14 protein-coding genes are annotated in these 13346 nt (G+C 70.0%); 6 read left to right on the top strand and 8 right to left on the bottom strand.

The genetic code is table 11. The features are described from left to right. Positions 1-105: 105 nt before the first annotated feature. Positions 106-1329, bottom strand: a complete 1224-nt coding sequence (locus tag GCN74_RS27345; RefSeq protein ID WP_264372912.1) for a pyridoxal-dependent decarboxylase, exosortase A system-associated — start codon at positions 1327-1329, stop codon at positions 106-108. Positions 1330-1424: 95 nt separating this feature from the next. Then, positions 1425-3023: an acyl-CoA ligase (AMP-forming), exosortase A system-associated gene (locus tag GCN74_RS27340; protein ID WP_152259575.1), complete on the bottom strand. Its 1599-nt coding sequence runs from the start codon at positions 3021-3023 to the stop codon at positions 1425-1427. Positions 3024-3230: 207 nt separating this feature from the next. Here GCN74_RS27340 and GCN74_RS27335 point away from each other — a divergent pair, with 207 nt between their 5' ends. From GCN74_RS27335 to GCN74_RS27310, 6 genes are read left to right on the top strand one after another with little or no spacing between them, the layout of a single operon-like run. Continuing rightward, a complete protein-coding gene (locus GCN74_RS27335) occupies positions 3231-3998 on the top strand; it encodes a hypothetical protein (protein WP_152259574.1) in 768 nt (255 codons plus the stop codon). Next, complete coding sequence (locus GCN74_RS27330; RefSeq protein WP_152259573.1) at positions 3977-4222, top strand: acyl carrier protein; 246 nt, start codon at positions 3977-3979, stop codon at positions 4220-4222. The genes GCN74_RS27335 and GCN74_RS27330 overlap by 22 nt, the downstream gene beginning before the upstream one ends. Beyond that, positions 4219-5079 (top strand): hydrolase 2, exosortase A system-associated, encoded by an 861-nt coding sequence (locus tag GCN74_RS27325; protein WP_152259572.1) that lies wholly within the window; start codon positions 4219-4221, stop codon positions 5077-5079. Before GCN74_RS27330 ends, GCN74_RS27325 begins: the two co-directional genes overlap by 4 nt. Continuing rightward, positions 5076-5963, top strand: coding sequence for a hydrolase 1, exosortase A system-associated (locus GCN74_RS27320; RefSeq protein WP_152259571.1), 888 nt, complete (start codon positions 5076-5078; stop codon positions 5961-5963). Before GCN74_RS27325 ends, GCN74_RS27320 begins: the two co-directional genes overlap by 4 nt. A gap of 53 nt (positions 5964-6016) precedes the next feature. After that, entirely contained in the window at positions 6017-7264 is a 1248-nt protein-coding gene (locus GCN74_RS27315; RefSeq protein WP_152259570.1) for a glycosyltransferase, read from the top strand. Further along, positions 7261-7968: an ABC transporter permease gene (locus tag GCN74_RS27310; protein ID WP_193317291.1), complete on the top strand. Its 708-nt coding sequence runs from the start codon at positions 7261-7263 to the stop codon at positions 7966-7968. The genes GCN74_RS27315 and GCN74_RS27310 overlap by 4 nt, the downstream gene beginning before the upstream one ends. Here GCN74_RS27310 and GCN74_RS27305 read toward each other — a convergent pair. From GCN74_RS27305 to GCN74_RS27280, 6 genes are all read right to left on the bottom strand, one after another. Further along, positions 7955-8698, bottom strand: a complete 744-nt coding sequence (locus GCN74_RS27305; RefSeq protein ID WP_152259569.1) for a hypothetical protein — start codon at positions 8696-8698, stop codon at positions 7955-7957. The genes GCN74_RS27310 and GCN74_RS27305 overlap by 14 nt on opposite strands. A gap of 16 nt (positions 8699-8714) precedes the next feature. Continuing rightward, positions 8715-9152: a DUF6678 family protein gene (locus GCN74_RS27300; protein ID WP_152259568.1), complete on the bottom strand. Its 438-nt coding sequence runs from the start codon at positions 9150-9152 to the stop codon at positions 8715-8717. A 10-nt stretch (positions 9153-9162) separates the two neighbouring features. Then, the gene (purT, locus tag GCN74_RS27295; protein ID WP_152259567.1) at positions 9163-10392 is read right to left on the bottom strand and encodes a formate-dependent phosphoribosylglycinamide formyltransferase; all 1230 of its coding nucleotides are present in this window, start codon (positions 10390-10392) and stop codon (positions 9163-9165) included. A 112-nt stretch (positions 10393-10504) separates the two neighbouring features. Beyond that, positions 10505-11002 (bottom strand): VOC family protein, encoded by a 498-nt coding sequence (locus GCN74_RS27290; protein ID WP_152259566.1) that lies wholly within the window; start codon positions 11000-11002, stop codon positions 10505-10507. Between the two features lie 66 nt (positions 11003-11068). Beyond that, a complete protein-coding gene (locus tag GCN74_RS27285) occupies positions 11069-12484 on the bottom strand; it encodes a TolC family protein (protein WP_152259565.1) in 1416 nt (471 codons plus the stop codon). Continuing rightward, the coding region (locus tag GCN74_RS27280) for an HlyD family type I secretion periplasmic adaptor subunit (protein WP_152259564.1) at positions 12474-13346 on the bottom strand (873 nt) is incomplete at its 5' end. The genes GCN74_RS27285 and GCN74_RS27280, both read right to left, overlap by 11 nt.

The raw sequence follows: 13346 nt of genomic DNA, 5'->3' as shown, positions 1-13346 counted from the left end.
GGCCAGCGCATGGTGCCGGCGCGGCGCCGCCCGCCTCCACGGGGGCCACGCCGCCAGCCCCACCCGCGGGCGTGCCGGCTGCCGCCAGCCAACCGCACAGGCCGCTCATACGAACACCTCGGCCGGCAGCGGATGGCCGAGAAACGCCGTCGGACTGGCCGTCAAGCCATACGCGCCCGACTGGAACACCACCACCAGGTCGCCCTCCTCGGCGCGCGCCATCTCCATCTGGTCGGCCAGCAAGTCCAGCGGCGTGCACAAGGGGCCCACGACGGACGCCACTTCGCGCGGCCCGCCGTGCAGGCGGTTGCCGATGGCGACCGGGTAATTCTTGCGGATCAGCTGGCCAAAATTGCCCGAGGCGGCCAGGTGATGGTGCAAGCCGCCATCCGTCACGAGAAAGACTTGTCCATGCGACACCTTGCGTTCGATCACCTTGCACACATACAGACCCGCCTCGGCCACCAGATAGCGGCCCAGTTCCAGGTTCAGGCGCGCGCCGGGCGCCGCCTGGTCCAGCAGTTCCAGTTGCCGCTGCAAGCCTGCGGCCACGGGCGCCAGGTCCAGGGCCTGGTCACCGGGGAAATACGGCACGCCGAAGCCGCCGCCGATATTCAGGGTGCGCAAGGGCGACGGCGCGCTGTCGGCCAGCTGCAGGGCCAGCTGCACGCCCAGCGCCTGCGCTTCGGCCAGCGCGGCGGCCGACAGGTTCTGCGAACCCGCATACAGGTGAAAGCCGTGAAAATCGAGCCCCAGCTGGCCGATGCGGGCCAGCAGCGCCGGCACCAGGGCCGCATCGACGCCAAACGGCTGCGCGCCGCCGCCCATGCGCATGCCCGTGCGGCGCAGGGCGAAATCGGGATTGACGCGCACGGCCACCCTGGCCGTCAGGCCCAGCCGTTCACCGGCCAAGGCCAGGCGTTCCAGCTGGGCGCCCGACTCCACGTTGATCAGCACGCCTGCGGCCACGGCCCGCGCCAGTTCGCCATCGCTCTTGCCCGGTCCCGCAAAACTGATGCATTCCGGCGCCATGGGCGTATCGAGTGCCGTCGCCAGTTCGCCGCCCGACGCCACGTCGATGCCGTCGACCAGGCCCGCCAGCCACTGCACCACGGCCGGCATGGGATTGGCTTTCATGGCGTAATGCACGAGCACGCCGGACGGCAAGGCAGCGCGCAATTGCGCCATGCGCCGCGTGATGTGCGCGCGTTCATACGCATAGAACGGCGTGCTGCCCACGCGCTGCGCCAGTTGGCGCAAGGACATGCCGCCCACCTGCAGCATGTCGCCAGCCACGGCAAACTGGCCCAGGGGCGCGTGCGATGGCAGGTCCGGGCTGTCCGCCCGCTTCACGTCGCGCTTCAATACGTCGCGCTTCAATTCTTGCTTCGACTCTTGCTTCAAGTTTTTGAGGCCGGGACCGTTCATGCCGCATCTCCTGATTGGACCGCATAGGCGCGCGCCAGTTCCCTGGCCAGCAAGGGGCGGTCGATCTTGCCGTTCGGGTTGCGCGGCAGCACGCCGTCGCGGATTTCCACCCACTGGGGCACCATATAACTGGGCAGACGGGCGCGGCAGGCGGCCAGCACGCTGTCGCGCAGCAATTCGACGCCGGGCGCGGGCGTGACGAGCAAGGCGATGGCCTGGCCCAGCACGGCATGGGGCAGGCCCAGCGCGGCCGCCTCGCCCACCAGGCCGCTCGCATACGCAACTTCTTCGATCTCGGCGGGACTGACCCGGTAGCCGGACGTCTTGATCATGTCGTCGCTGCGGCCCACGAAATACAGATAGCCGTCCGCATCGCGGCGCACCGTGTCGCCCGACCAGACGGCCAGTTCCGGCAGCACCAGGCCGGTCGCCTGCGGCGGCAGCGGCTTGAAGCGCTCGGCCGTGCGCGCCGCATCGTTCCAGTAGCCGAGCGCCACCAGCGCGCCGCGGTGCACGAGTTCGCCCGGTTCGTCGGTCTCGCACACGCTGCCGTCGGGGCGCAGCACCAGCACTTCCGCGTTGGGAATCGCTTGCCCGATGGAATCGGGGCGCCGCTCCAGCTGTTCCGGCGCCAGGTAGGTGGAACGGAATGCTTCCGTCAAGCCATACATCAGGTAGACCTGCGTGCGCGGCAGCGACTGGCGCAGCCGGTCGAGCGTGGAGCGCTGCATCACGCCGCCCGAATTGGTGATGTAGCGCAAAGGCGTGGACAGGGGCCAGCTCAGCTGCGACAGCTGCACCCACAGGGGCGGCACGGCGGCCAGGCCCGTGATCGCTTCCTGCTCCACGGCTTCGACTATATCGCGCAGCAACAGGTAATTCATCAGCACGGCGCAGGCGCCGCTGGCAAACGCCGTCGTCAGCTGGCTCAGGCCGTAATCAAAACTGAGCGGCAAGACGCACAGGATGCGGTCCTGCGGCGCGTTGCGCAGATAGCCCGACACGCTGAGCGCGCCGGCCAGCAGGTTGCGATGCGACAGCACCACGCCTTTCGGCCGCCCCGTGCTGCCCGAGGTGTACAGGATGGCCGCCATGTCCGCGTCGATCGCCGCGTGCGGCATGGGCGGGGCGCCAGCGGCGGCGGGCATGCCGCTCCACGGCAGCACGCGCAGCTTGCCCAGGCTCGTTTCCCCATTCCCTTCGCCCGCCAGCAGCACCGTCTGCAAGTCCGGACAGGCGGCCAGCGCGGGCCCCAGCTGCGCCAGGCGTTCGCGCGAGGTGACGAGGATGGCCACGTTGCAGTCGGCCAGGATGTAGGCCACCTGGTCCGGCCTGAGCAGCGGATTGACGGGCACGAACACGCCGCCGGCCGCCGCCGCGCCAAACATGGCGCTGACGTTTTCCGGGCGTTTTTCCAGGTACACGGCCACGCGCGCGCCGCGCTGCAAGCCCAGGGCCAGCAAGGTGCAGGCCGCCTCGCGCACGCACCGGGCCAGCGCGGCATAGGCCATATCCTCGCCCTGCCATGACAGGGCCGGCGCGTGGGGCGCGCGCTGCGCCGTTTCAAAGATCAGATCGTGTATCAGTGTCGCCATCGTTTCATCCCCGGGTTGCCATGATTGCCATGCATTCCCTATGATTGGGACAAACGGGCGCGGCAGTGTTGATTTTTATCAAGCAAGCGCCTCTCGCGGCGGGCGGCGCCCCATCGGGAACAATGCTTGAGGCTGCGCAACGTCGGTTCCCCGCCCCTGCGCTCTAATGGACAGCGTTGGCTGCACAGCCGCCCCTCCCAGACCGCCATGGCCCGCGACGCCCATTTCCCCCGCTTGCAACGGCTTGCCGCCAGCCTCCGGCAACTGGGCTGGCGCGACAGCGCCTGGCTGGCCGTGGCGCGGCTGCTGGCGAGGGTGCCGGGCGGGCGCTGCGCGCTGCACCGCTACCAGTTCGTGGCGCAGGCCGTGGCGCCCGGCTCCCTGTGCCGGGGGCGCGGCCAGTCGATCCAGGTCACGCCCTGCCTGGCCGAAGCGGACTTGCCGGCCGGCCCCATGCGCCGCCCCGGCGTGCTGCGCGAACGCTACCGCCAGGGCGCGCAATGCCTGGTGGCGCACGGCGGACAGCAGCCGGACGCCGCCATGGCCGGCTGGATCTGGCTGCTGCGCCACGGCTGCCAGGAAGACGAGGTGCGCGCCCGCTATGCACTGGCGTCCAGCCAGTCCTCGTGGGACCTGGACGTGTGGGTGCATCCCGCGCAGCGGGGCGGCCTGGTCTTCGCCCGCCTGTGGGAAGAAGCCAATGCCGTGCTGTACGCGCAGGGCGTGCGCTGGTCGTGCAGCCGCATCTCGCGTTTCAACCGCGCCTCGCTGGGCGCCCATGCGCGCCTGGGCACGCATGCGCTGGGCACGGCCACCTTCGTGCGCTGCGGCCGCTGGCAATGGATGGCCGCCAGCCTGCCGCCCTACCTGCACCTGTCGCGCCGCCCCGACGATATTCCCTGCCTGGCCTTCGACACCAGCCGCCTGCCGCACTACCCTTCCCTGGAGCTGACATGCCGCATCTTGAAGCAGTAAAGCACATCCTCGACACCACCCTGGGCTTGAACGGGCGCGCGCTGGAAGCCCGCACGCCGCTGCTGGGCAGCGTGCCGGAACTCGACTCGATGGCGGTGCTGGGCGTGATCGCCGCGCTGGAAGAGCATTTCGGCATCGCCGTCGCCGACGACGACATCCATGCGCGCCACTTCGCCACCGTGGGCACCTTGCACGACTTCGTGTCTGCAAAGCTGCGCCGATGAGCCATACCACCGCCGAAGCGCTGCCGCTGCTGCCCTTCTTCCTGCCCGCCAGCGGCGGCCAGCGCTATTGCCTGCTGCACCTGCCGCCGCCGGGCCGCAGCGCGCGCGGCGGCATCGTCTACGTCCATCCATTTGCCGAGGAACTCAATAAAAGCCGCCACGTGGCCGCCGCGCAGGCGCGCGCCTTTGCCGCCCTCGGCTACAGCGTGCTGCAGATCGACCTGTTCGGCTGCGGCGACAGCAGCGGCGACTTCCACGACGCGCGCTGGGACATCTGGCACAACGACCTGCACCTGGCTTGCGCCTGGCTGGCGCAGCGGGTCGACGGCCCCCTGACCGTGTGGGGCTTGCGCCTGGGCGCCCTGCTGGCCCTCGATTTCGCCAGCCGCGCCCCCCTGCCGCTGGCGCGCCTGCTGCTGTGGCAGCCGGAACTCGACGGACGGCGCAGCATCGACCGCTTCCTGCGCCTGCGCCTGGCGGCAGGCATGCTGGCCGGCGGCGCGCGCGAAGCGCCGGGCCAGGCGCGCGCCGCGCTGGCGAAAGGCAAGTCGGTGGAAGTGGCCGGCTACCTGCTGGCGCCCGCGCTGGCGCATGCCATCGACGGCGTCAGCGCGGCAGCGCTGCTGCCCGCCATGCCCGTCTACTGGCTCGAGTACTGCGCGGCCGGCCAGGCGGGCGCCTGGTCGCCGCCGCTGCTGGAGCGGCAGTGGCGGGAACGGGGCGCCGCCGTGCACGTGGCCAGCTTCGGCGACGGCCCGTTCTGGCACGGCGGCGAACTGCTGGCGTGTCCGCAACTGCTGGACGCCACGCGGGAACTGTGCCGCGACTGGCTTGACGAAGAAAGGCCTCCCCCATGAAACGCGACGACAGTCAGCAGCACCGCGCGGCGCACGCCGTGCGCCAGCTGGCCCTGCGCTTTCGCAGCGATGCCGAGGACGACGGGGCGCAGGCGCGCCTGGTCGGCATCCTCAGCCTGCCCGCCGCGCCGCGCCCGCGCGGCGTCCTGATCGTCACGGGCGGGCCCCAGTACCGGGTGGGCAGCCACCGACAGTTCGTCCTGCTGGCCCGCGCCCTGGCAGCGCAAGGCGTGCCCGTGCTGCGTTTCGACCTGCGCGGCATGGGCGACAGCGAAGGCGCAGCGCGCGGCTACCGCGCCGCCGCTCCCGACATCGCGGGCGCGCTGGCGCAATTCTTCGACGCCGTGCCCTCGCTGCGCGAAGTGGCGCTGTGGGGCTTGTGCGACGGCGCCACGGCGGCCGCCTGCCATGCACCGCGCGACGCGCGCATCACCGCGCTGATCCTGCTCAACCCGTGGGTGCGCAGCAGCACCGGCCTGGCGCGCGCCACCCTGCGCCACTATTATCTGCGCCGCCTGCTGCAAGGGGCCTTCTGGCGCAAGCTGGCGGCCGGCGGCGTAAGAATGGGCGCCAGCCTGGCAGCGCTGCGCCGGGTGGCGGCCGCCACGCAGCAGCGGGCGGCGCTGGAAGACGACGCACCCGCGCCGGCCCTGCTGCGGGCGCTGGCGCACTTCCAGGGCAAGGTCTTGCTGATCCTCAGCGGCGACGACCTGGACGCGCGCGAATGGCAGTCCCTGCTCGACGGCGATCCTGCCTGGCGCGCCGTGGCCGCCCGCGGGCAATGGACGCAGGCGCAGGTCGATGGCGCCAACCACACGTTCGCCAGCGCCGCCTGGCGCGGCGAAGTCGAACGGCTGTGCGCACGGTGGCTGCAGTCATGGTAGGGAGCGCACCGGACGCGGCCCGACCGAGCGCGGCCCGACCAAAACGGGTATTGATGATCGCCTACCATTTTCCCCCGCTGGCGGGCGGCAGCGGCATCCTGCGCACCGTGGGCTTTGCGCGCCATCTGCCCGCCTGCGGCTGGCAGCCGCTGGTGCTCAGCCCCAGCGCCGGCGCGTATGCGCAGCGGGACGATGCGCAGCTGGCGCAGGCCGGCGCGCCCGCCACCGTGCGGCGCACACTGGCGCTGGACGCGGCGCGCCACCTGGCCATCGCGGGGCGCTATCCGCGCTGCCTGGCGCTGCCCGACCGCTGGAGTTCCTGGTGGCTGAGCGCCGTGCCGGCCGGCCTGCGCATGATCCGCGAATACCGCCCGGACGCCATCTGGTCCACGTATCCGATCGCCACGGCGCACCTGATCGCCATCACCCTGCAAAAGCTGAGCGGCCTGCCGTGGATCGCCGACCAGCGCGACCCGATGCTCGACGACAGCGATCCGCTGGCGCCGTATCCGCCCGAAGCGCGCCTGCGCCGCGTGCATGCGTGGATAGAACAGCGCATCGCGGCGCGCAGCGCGGCCATCGTCTGCACCACGCCGGGCGCCATCGCCGCGCACCAGCGGCGATGGGCGCAGGTGGCGCGCGCACGCTTCCAGCTGATCGAGAACGGCTACGACGACGACGGCTATGAGCCTGGCGACGGCGATGCGCGGACGGGCCAGCGCGGCCGCTTCCAGCTGCTGCACAGCGGCGTGATCTACCCGTCCGAGCGCGATCCGCAAGCGCTGTTCCAGGCCCTGGCCCGGCTGCGCCAGGACGGCGTATTGCATGCGCGCAATTTCCAGCTGGTGCTGCGCGCCACGGGCCACGATGCGTGGCTGGCCAGCCTGCTGGTGAAATACGGCATCCTCGACCTGGTGCGCCTGGAACCCTTGCAGCCGCACGGCGCGGCGCTGCGGGAAATGCAGGCTGCCGACGGCTTGCTGCTGCTGCAGGCGGCCAATTGCAACGCGCAGATTCCCGCCAAGCTGTATGAATACCTGCGCTGCCGCCGGCCGATCCTGGCGCTGACGGACCTGGCCGGCGACAGCGCGGCCACGCTGCGCCACTGCGGCATCGACACCATCGGCCAGCTGGCCTCCAGCAGCGACTGCGCGCACGCCCTGCTGCGCTTCCTGGCGCTGGCGCGCCAGGGCCGCGCGCCGCTGGCCAGCCCCGCCGCCGTCTCCCTGCAATCGCGGCAAGCCCGCAGCAACGCCCTGGCCCATCTGCTGGACCAGGTCAGCCACAGGAGAAGCGCATGAAACGCCCGCTACTTGCCTGCGTCCTCGCCGCCTGCTGCGCCGGCGCCGCCGCCGATTGTCCGCCCTACGAGAAGCACACGCCGGGCGGCGACTACACGAGCGCGGAAGACCGCGACGGCCTGTCCGTGGTCGAGAAATTCCATTTTTCGCGGGCCGTGGAAACGCTCGCGCAGGGCCTGACGGGCAGCCTGGGCGCCGACATCAGCTACACGCTGGAGCACTTCCCGAATCACCACCGGGCGCTGGCGTCGATGGCAAAACTGGGCTTGCGCCTGAAAAGCGCGCAGCCGGCCGGCGCCCGCTACACTGTCAGCTGCTATTTTGAGCGGGCGATCGCCTTCGCGCCGCACGACGTGACGGCGCGCATGGTGTTCGGCAACTACCTGCTGGCCACGGGCCAGGACGCGGCGGCGCTGGAACAGCTGGACGCGGCCAGCCGCCTGGCGCCCGAGCAGGCCACCATCCAGTACAACCTGGGCCTGATGTACGTGAAAAAGAAGGAATACGAGAAGGCCAGCGCGCATGCGCAAAAAGCCTATGCGCTGGGCTTTCCCCTGCCGGGACTGAGGAACAAGCTGAAGGCGGCGGGCAAGTGGCGCGAACCGCCGCCCGCGCCGCCCGCCGCTGCCGTGGACGTCGAAGCGGCGGCCGCCGCGCCTGCGGAACCGGCCGTGCCGCCGGTGGAAAAACCTAGCGGGGAATGACGGCCGGCCGCTGCGCCACGCTCAGGTGGCCCGTCGGCGAGGCGGCCAGCGCGGCGGCCAGGTCGCGCCGCGATTGCGCCTTGTCGGCGGCATTGCCGATATGCGCCAGTTCCGCCGGCTGCAGCACGGTGGCGGTGAGCAGCATCACTTCGCCATATGGCGTGCCGAATGACGGAGGGATCGTTGCCGTGCCCTGGGCCAGCAGCACGCCCAGCTGTCCATGCTCGTCTTCCAGGCCAGTCGGCGCCTCCTGCACGTCCAGCACCATCGATACGCTGCCGTGGCGCTGCACCAGCAAATCGATGGAACCGTGGTCGGCCACGTTCTGGCTGATCTGGTAGATCGCATCGAACAGCCATGACTGCGCCACGGCCTGGCCGTCGAAGGCGGCCAGCGGCGCCTCAATGCACACTTCCAGCAAATGGCCGCGCGGGACGAAAACGTCGTCATCATCCTCGAACGGGTCGCTCAAGCCGTCGCTGGCGAGAATGATCGTGTCGGCGCGGCGGATCACGCGCCAGGCCTGGCGCAGCGACGGCCAGCGGGGGCCGCCCATGAAGGCGGGATTGACGAGGGGCGCCAGCACGTCGGCGTCGACATCGCCCAGGCTGGCATAGAAGGCGTCGCGCGTGGCGCAGGCCGTGGCCAGCATCTGCGCGCCCGCTGCCTTGCCGACGACGGCGTCGTCCGGTTGCGGTACTTGCGGAATAGCGTGTTCGTTTTGAGACATGGCGATACTCTTCAAATTAGTCGGCGGGGGGAAAGTCTTCATTATTGCGGGGCAGATAGCCCCAGATGCGTGCCACCCGGTCGCGCACCTCGAAATCAAAGCCGATGCGTGCCAGTTCGGGCACGATCCACACGCCATGGTCGATGATTTTCCTGGGCAGCAGCATGCCCACGTGCTCTTCCGAATACAGGCTGATGTCGAACCATTCCACGCCCATGAACGGAAACGGCGGGTGGTAATCCCATTCCGTATCCCAGCGCGACACGTAGCCGGTGACGGAGCCGTAGCGGTAGGACGGCACCCAGTCGGTGCGCCCGCGCATGAAGGCCAGCAGTTCGTTCCACTTGCAGTCGTTGGCGGCGCCGGCCAGGTTGCGCCGCGCGATGTGGCCGCGCAGCTTGCGCTTGATGTCATCGCCGCCGGCGTCGGCCAGCGGCAGGCTTGGGTCGGCCATCACGCCGCCATCAGCGGGCGACCGGCTTGACTTTGGAGGCGGCCAGCACGGCCCGTTCGCGGGCCGTGCCGATATCGTCGGCCGTGGCCAGCGCCACGCCCATGCGGCGGCGGGCGAACGATTCCGGCTTGCCGAACAGGCGCAGGTCCGCGCCCGGCACGCGCAAGGCCTCGGCCACGCCTTCGAAGGCGATGCCTTGCGCTTCGACCTGGCCGTAGATGACGGCCGAGGCGGCGGGCGAACGCAGCGCCACGTTGACGGGCAAGCCCAGGATGGCTTTCGCGTGCAGTTCGAATTCGCTCTGCGCCTGGCTGGCCATGGTGACCATGCCCGTGTCGTGCGGACGGGGGCTCACTTCCGAAAACCACACCATGTCGTCCTTGACGAACAGCTCCACGCCAAACAGGCCCAGGCCGCCCAGGTTGTCCGTCACCTTGCGCGCGATGCCGCGCGCACGCTCGAGGGCCAGCGGCGCCATGCGGGCCGGCTGCCACGATTCCACGTAGTCGCCCTGCACCTGCAAGTGGCCGATCGGTTCGCAGAACTGCGTCTCGACCTGGCCCGAGGCGCCCACGGCACGCACGGTCAGCAAGGTGATTTCGTAATCGAAGTCGATGAAGCCTTCGACGATCACGCGGCCCGTATCGACCCGGCTGCCGCTGGCCGCATACGCCCACGCCGTTTCCACCTCAAGCGCGCTATCGAGCTTGGACTGGCCCTTGCCCGACGAGGACATCACGGGTTTCACGACGCAGGGAAAACCGATTTCCTGGCAAGCCGCTTGCAGCTCCTGCAGGCTGCTGGCGAAACGGTACGGCGACGTGGCCACGCCCAGGGTTTCGGCCGCCAGGGTGCGGATGCCTTCGCGGTTCATCGTCAGCACGGCCGCGCGCGCGTTCGGGATGCACGTGATCTGCCCCGCCGCTTCCAGCGCCGCCAGGGTGTCCGTGGCGATGGCTTCGATTTCCGGCACGATCAGGTCCGGCTTTTCCAGCTCGATCAGCGCGGCCAGGGCCACGCCGTCGCTCATGTCGATCACGTGCGAGCGGTGGGCCACGGGGTGGCCCGGCGCGTTCGGATAGCGGTCGACGGCGATCACTTCCACGCCCAGGCGCTGCAGCGAGATGATCACTTCCTTGCCCAGCTCGCCGGAACCCAGCAGCATGACTTTGATGGCGGTGGAAGACAGGGGCGTGCCGAAGGTGCGGGGCGCGATGGTGCTGCTGGTGCTTGAGGTCATGGCGGAGTCGTTAGGCGGATGGAAAGATGGCTGGGACTATAACAAATACCGGCCATCTTGGACAGGGCGCGCCGCTGCCGTGCGGCCCCGTTTCCCAGCCCGGCGGGCTGCGCTAGCCCGCGTACGCCCGCTTGATCTGCTCGATGTCGATCTTTTTCATGCCCATCATGGCTTGCATCACGCGCCGGGCCTTGACGGGGTCGGGGTCCGTCAGCAGGCGGATCATGATAGTGGGCACGATCTGCCATGACACGCCGAACTGGTCCTTGAGCCAGCTGCATTGCTGGGCTTCCGGCGGCCCTCCTTCGGACAGCAGGTTCCAGTAGTGGTCGACCTCGTCCTGCGTTTCGCAATTGACCTGGAACGAGATGGCTTCGGAAAACTGGAACAAAGGGCCCCCGTTCAAGCCCGTGAACGTCTGGCCATCCAGCTCGAAGGCCACCGTCAGCACGCTGCCCGGCTCCTGGCCATGGATTTCCCTGCCCTCCTCGCCGTAGCGCAGGATCTGGCCGATCTTTGAATTGGGAAATATTTCAGTATAAAACCGGGCTGCCGCCTCGGCGTTGCCGTTGAACCATAAACATGGGGTAATCTTTTGTACGCTGTGCATGATGTCTCCCTTGGTCGAAGCAGAACACCTTCCCTGTGCGGGAAGGCCAGTGCCCCATCATAGTCACTATTGCGCCGTCGGGGCGCGCAATTTGCCCCCATCGTGCGCGATATCGCCGCGCCCCAGCATGCCGGCGCTGGCCAGCAGGCGCAAGCGGGCCGAGCGCCACTCCGCCTGGCAACGGATGCGTTCCTGCTGCGCTTCCAGCAGCGCCGACTGCGTAGTGAGCATTTCCAGGATGTCCGCCGCACCCAGGCCGAACTTGCGCTGCACGCTGGCCAGCGCATCCTGCGCCGCGTCCAGCCATGTCTGGGCGGCGGACAGGTTGGCCAGGGCCGTGCTCGCCTCCGCATGCGTCCTGACCAGGTCCAGCAGGGTCTGCTGCCGCACTTCCTGCGCCTCCGCCTCCCTCTGTTCGACCTGCGCCTGCGCGCCGCGCACCTTGTAGCGGCGCGCAAAACCGTCGAACAGGGGGATGTTGAGCGAGATGCCCACCAGGGTTTCGCGCGTGGAGCCAGGCGACAGACCCTGGTTGGGGCGGCCGTTCTGGTACAGATTCGCCGTCAGGTCGATGCTGGGCCGGCCCTCGGAACGGGCCACGGCCACCCGTTCGCGCGCGGCCGCCAGCTGCGCCTGCGCCGCCACGATGGCCGGATGCCGTTCGCGGGCCTGTGCCAGCCAGGCGTTCAAGTCTTCGCGCAGGCCCGTGTTCAAGCCTGCCCCTGCGCCATCCCCGTCGTCGTCCACGAGTACCGCCGTGTCGGCCGGCAAGCCCAGGGTGTACACCAGCACGGCGCGGGCCTTGCGCTCGTCGCCGTCGGCGCGGCTGGCGCCCAGCGCCGCCTTGGCCAGCGCGCTCGTCGCTTGCAGGGTGTCGCTGTGCGAGCCCAGGCCCCGCTGGGCGCGCCGCTGCGTCGCCTGCACCGTTTCCCGGGCCAGCGCCTCGTATGCCTGCCGCATCCGCACGCTGGCGCGCGCCGTCTGCGCGTCGAAATACGCGCTGACCGTCGCCGCCAGGGTCTTTTGCAGCACGGCGTCGCGGTTGGCCAGGGCCGCGTCGAGCAAGGCCTGGGCCGAACGCTGGCCGGCCGCGCGCCCGCCAAAGTCGAACAGACGCCAGGACAGGCTGAGCGCACCCGTATTGCTGTCCAGACTGCTGGAAGCCGTTGCGGCGCCGGGATAGGCCGTGCGGTCATGCACGCGGCTCAGGCTTCCATTCAGGGTGGGCAGATAGGCGGCCTTCGCTTCGCCCACGCCGGCCGCCTGCAGCCGGATGCCGGCCCAGGCGCCGTGCACCTGCGCGTTGCGGCACAGGGCCAGGTCGACGGCCGCCGGCAGGCTCAGTGGCAAACTCAGTTGCACTTCAGCCCCATCCATAGACGCGCATGGCGCGGCGGCCAGCTCGCCCACCTGCTGCGCCTGCGCGGGCCAGGCCACCAGCAAGGCGGCGGCCAGCAAGGCGGCGCGGCATCTAGCGTTCATGCAGCGCCTCCTTCTGGTGCTGCACCAGCGGCGACAGCACGTATTCGATCACGCGCCGCGTGCCCGTGCGGATTTCCGCGCGCACGGCCATGCCCGCCGACAGCGGCACCACTTTGCCGTCGATGACGATGGCCGGCTGCTGCAGCGTGATCCTGACGGCGTAGACGAGGCCCTTCTTGTCATCCTCGATGGCGTCGCGCGACACGCTGCTGACGACGGCGGGCACGGTGCCATACTTTGTATAGTCGAAGGCGTCGACCTTGACGGCGACGGCCTGCCCTGCCTGCACGAAGCCGGCGTCGCGGTTTTCCAGCATGGCGTCGATTTCCAGCCTGCCCTGGCGCGGCACGATCTGCATCAGCGCCTGCGCGGCCGGCACCACGCCGCCCACCGTATGCAGCTTGAGCTGCTGCACCGTGCCGTCGACGGGAGCCGTCAAGCGCAGCAGGCTGCCGCGGGCGCCGGCGCGGCGCGCATCCTGGCCGCTGGCGGCCGCCACCCTGGCCCCTTCCGCCAGCGCATCATAGGCATCCTTGCGCGTCTGCGCGACCAGGGCCGCGCGCTCGCTGCGGGCCGACGCCAGCTGGCCCGCCAGGTCGATGCGCGCCTGTTCCTTTTCCAGCCACGCGTGTTCGGCCACGTCGCGCGTGGCCGCCAGCGCCCGGTAGTCGCCGGCGCGCTGCACCGCCAGCGGCAGCGCCTGCGCATAGCGGGCGATTTCGCCATCGAGATGCGTCAGCCGGGCGCGGAAATTCGCGTACTGGCCGTCCACATGCGCCTGCGCGGCGGCGACGTCGGCGGCGGAAGCCGCCGCGGGCGGCGCCAGCTTCGGCGCGCGCACGCTGTCGACGGCGGCGATCAG

The sequence above is a fragment of the Janthinobacterium sp. FT14W genome (assembly GCF_009208755.1).
GTDB classification, from domain to species: domain Bacteria; phylum Pseudomonadota; class Gammaproteobacteria; order Burkholderiales; family Burkholderiaceae_D; genus Janthinobacterium; species Janthinobacterium violaceinigrum.
Note: the sequence above shows the minus strand (reverse complement) of the source record. Positions and strands in the feature narration are given on the sequence as shown.

Coding starts and splice junctions, on each gene's coding strand:
- GCN74_RS27300 (WP_152259568.1), bottom strand. CDS start 9,152: ATGGCCGACCCAAGCCTGCCGCTGGCCGACGCCGGCGGCGATGACATC.
- GCN74_RS27320 (WP_152259571.1), top strand. CDS start 5,076: ATGAAACGCGACGACAGTCAGCAGCACCGCGCGGCGCACGCCGTGCGC.
- GCN74_RS27330 (WP_152259573.1), top strand. CDS start 3,977: ATGCCGCATCTTGAAGCAGTAAAGCACATCCTCGACACCACCCTGGGC.
- GCN74_RS27315 (WP_152259570.1), top strand. CDS start 6,017: ATGATCGCCTACCATTTTCCCCCGCTGGCGGGCGGCAGCGGCATCCTG.
- GCN74_RS27290 (WP_152259566.1), bottom strand. CDS start 11,002: ATGCACAGCGTACAAAAGATTACCCCATGTTTATGGTTCAACGGCAAC.
- GCN74_RS27340 (WP_152259575.1), bottom strand. CDS start 3,023: ATGGCGACACTGATACACGATCTGATCTTTGAAACGGCGCAGCGCGCG.
- GCN74_RS27305 (WP_152259569.1), bottom strand. CDS start 8,698: ATGTCTCAAAACGAACACGCTATTCCGCAAGTACCGCAACCGGACGAC.
- GCN74_RS27335 (WP_152259574.1), top strand. CDS start 3,231: ATGGCCCGCGACGCCCATTTCCCCCGCTTGCAACGGCTTGCCGCCAGC.
- GCN74_RS27310 (WP_193317291.1), top strand. CDS start 7,261: ATGAAACGCCCGCTACTTGCCTGCGTCCTCGCCGCCTGCTGCGCCGGC.
- GCN74_RS27325 (WP_152259572.1), top strand. CDS start 4,219: ATGAGCCATACCACCGCCGAAGCGCTGCCGCTGCTGCCCTTCTTCCTG.
- GCN74_RS27285 (WP_152259565.1), bottom strand. CDS start 12,484: ATGAACGCTAGATGCCGCGCCGCCTTGCTGGCCGCCGCCTTGCTGGTG.
- purT (WP_152259567.1), bottom strand. CDS start 10,392: ATGACCTCAAGCACCAGCAGCACCATCGCGCCCCGCACCTTCGGCACG.